We start from the raw sequence: 2,559 nt of genomic DNA, 5'->3' as shown, positions 1-2,559 counted from the left end.
TTCACGTCCTCGTGGATCTCGCGGGCGTCCGCGAGGCTCTTGAGCGTGAGCGCGTGCTCCCGTAGGCCGTCGATGCCGAAGAAGGCGGTGGCGCTGCCGACCCCGAGCAGGAGGTAGTCGTAGTCGACCGGCTCGCCGTCCTCGAGTTCGATCGTTCGGTCGTCGGTGTCGAGGCCGACGACGCGGTCCTGCACGAACTCCCCCCAGTCGGGCAGGATCGACTCGCAGGGGATCGTGATCTTCGAGGCCACGTCCGGGTTCCGGATCACGCGGTGGGCCTCGTGCAGCACGAGGTGGTAGTCGTGTTCGTTGATCCAGACGAGCTCGACGTCGTCTTTCAGCCCGGCGTCGGGCACTTCGTCCTTGAGCGAGTCGATGGTTCCGGCACCCGCGTAGCCGGCCCCGACGACGACGATGCGGTCGGTCATGGGCGGAGGTGACACGGGCTGCGGTAAAGTCGCTACGGAACCGCCCCGGGGAGCGAACGGGCGCTCCCGCCGCGTGACGCCGGGCGAGTGGCCGCATGGATGCCACGACAGCCGTCTCCACCGTCGACCCGGGAACGCAGGAACCAACAGCCCCGGCCGCGAGGGTTCGACAATGACTGCGCCGAACCGCAACACGCTCTGGGCCCGGGCGATCGTCGACGAGCTCGCCCGGAGCGGCGTCACCGCGGCCTGCATCTCGCCGGGGTCGCGGTCGACGCCGCTGACGGTCGCGTTCGACGAACACGAGGCGATCCGGACGTTCTCCCACCTCGACGAGCGGTCCGCGGCGTACTTCGCGCTCGGCCGCGCCCGCCGCACCGGCGAGGTGACGCCGCTGGTCTGCACCTCCGGCACCGCCGCCGCGAACTACCACCCCGCCGTGCTGGAGGCCGACCAGTCCCGCGTCCCGCTGCTCGCGCTCACGGCCGATCGCCCGCCGGAACTGCGGGACTCCGGCGCGAACCAGACCGCCGATCAGGAGAAGCTGTACGGCGACGCCGTCCGGTGGTACAAGGATCTGCCCGAACCGGAGGCCGAACCTCGAAAACTCCGCTCGCTGCGAACCACCGTCGCCCGCGCGCTGGCCGAGGCCGAGGGGACCGACGCCGGGCCGGTCCACCTCAACTGCCCGTTCCGCAAGCCGCTCGAACCGACCGAGGTGCCCGGCGACGTGCCGGAGGACCTCGAGGCGCTGGCCGCCGAGGGGCGGGAGCGGGAGGGTAGCGCCGCCCCCGCAGGTGTCGGTGCCGGATCGTCGTCCCCGGCGTTCGTCGAGCGCGCGCAGGGGGCGCCCGAACTCCCCGATACCGAGATCCGCTCGCTGGCCGAGGAGTTGGGCGTCGAGCGCGGCCTGATCGTCGCCGGGCCTGCCGACCCCACAGAGGTCGACCCCGAAGCGATCGTCGCGCTCGCCCACGCGACGGGGTTCCCGATCCTCGCCGACCCGCTCTCCGGCCTGCGCTTCGGGGGCCACACCCGCGTCGCGCCCGTGCTCGGCGGCTACGACGCCTACCTCGACGAGTCGGTCACCGCCGACTGGCCCGACCCCGAGGCGGTGTTCCGGATCGGCGCCTCCCCCACCTCGAAGCCGCTGCGGAAGTATCTCGCCCGGACCGACGCCGAGCAGTTCGTCGTCGACCCCGCGGGGAAGTGGCGCGAGGCGGAGTTCACCGCGAGCGACCTCGTCGTGGCGGACCCCTCGCGACTTGCCGAGGCGCTGGCTCGGGTCGTTTCCGGCCCGGACTCCGCGGACTGGCGGGAACGGTGGGCCGCGGCCGAGCGGACCCACTGGGAGACGGTCGACGCCCACGAGGGGCTGTTCGAGGGCGGCCTCGTCGTCGACGCGGTCGACGCGGCCCCCGAACCCACCACGCTGTTCGTCTCGAACTCGATGCCCGTCCGGGACCTCGATCGCTTCGCGCGGCCGAGCGCGGACGCGGTGACGGCGCTGGGCAACCGCGGCGTCTCGGGGATCGACGGGATCACCTCGACCGCGCTCGGTGCGGGCTCGGCGACGACGGACCACCTGACACTCGTGATCGGCGACCTCGCGTACTACCACGACATGAACGGGCTGCTCGCCGTCGCGCGGTGTGACGTGGACGCGACGATCGTCCTGCTCAACAACGACGGCGGCGGGATCTTCCACATGCTCCCGATCGAGTCGTTCGAGCCGCCCTTCACCGACCAGTTCAAAACGCCACATGGGATCGACTTCGAGCCGACCGGCGACCTGTACGGGCTCGACTACGAGCGCGTGGACTCCCGCGAGGGGTTCGTCGACGCCTACAGTGAGGCGGTCGCGAGCGAGGGGAGCACCGTCGTCGAGGTCGTCACCGACGCCGCGGACTCTCACGCGGTCCGCGACCGTCTGCGGGAGCAGGTGATCGAGGCGCTCGCCGACGGATCGGCGGACTGAGAGCGCCCCACGGCCGCGCCGACCGCGGACTTTTTGCTGGCCGGCGTCGCGGTTCCGGTATGGTCTCAGAGCTGTTCGACCCCGACCGCGACGAGCCCTTCGACGGCGTCGGCGAGTTCGACCGCGCGCTCGCGCTCGCGGGCCTCGGCGTAG

At 71.9% G+C, this 2,559-nt stretch carries 2 protein-coding genes; one reads left to right on the top strand and one right to left on the bottom strand.

Annotated features, from left to right (window positions below; translation table 11 throughout):
* A partial coding sequence (locus tag ACFR9S_RS01185) for an NAD(P)/FAD-dependent oxidoreductase (protein ID WP_379817812.1) occupies positions 1-428 on the bottom strand: 428 nt, incomplete at its 3' end.
* A 172-nt stretch (positions 429-600) separates the two neighbouring features.
* Here ACFR9S_RS01185 and menD point away from each other — a divergent pair.
* The gene (gene menD, locus ACFR9S_RS01180; RefSeq protein ID WP_379817810.1) at positions 601-2,406 is read left to right on the top strand and encodes a 2-succinyl-5-enolpyruvyl-6-hydroxy-3-cyclohexene-1-carboxylic-acid synthase; all 1,806 of its coding nucleotides are present in this window, start codon (positions 601-603) and stop codon (positions 2,404-2,406) included.
* Positions 2,407-2,559: the final 153 nt, after the last annotated feature.

The sequence above is a fragment of the Halolamina salina genome (assembly GCF_042678005.1).
GTDB classification, from domain to species: Archaea; Halobacteriota; Halobacteria; order Halobacteriales; family Haloferacaceae; genus Halolamina; species Halolamina salina.
Note: the sequence above shows the minus strand (reverse complement) of the source record. Positions and strands in the feature narration are given on the sequence as shown.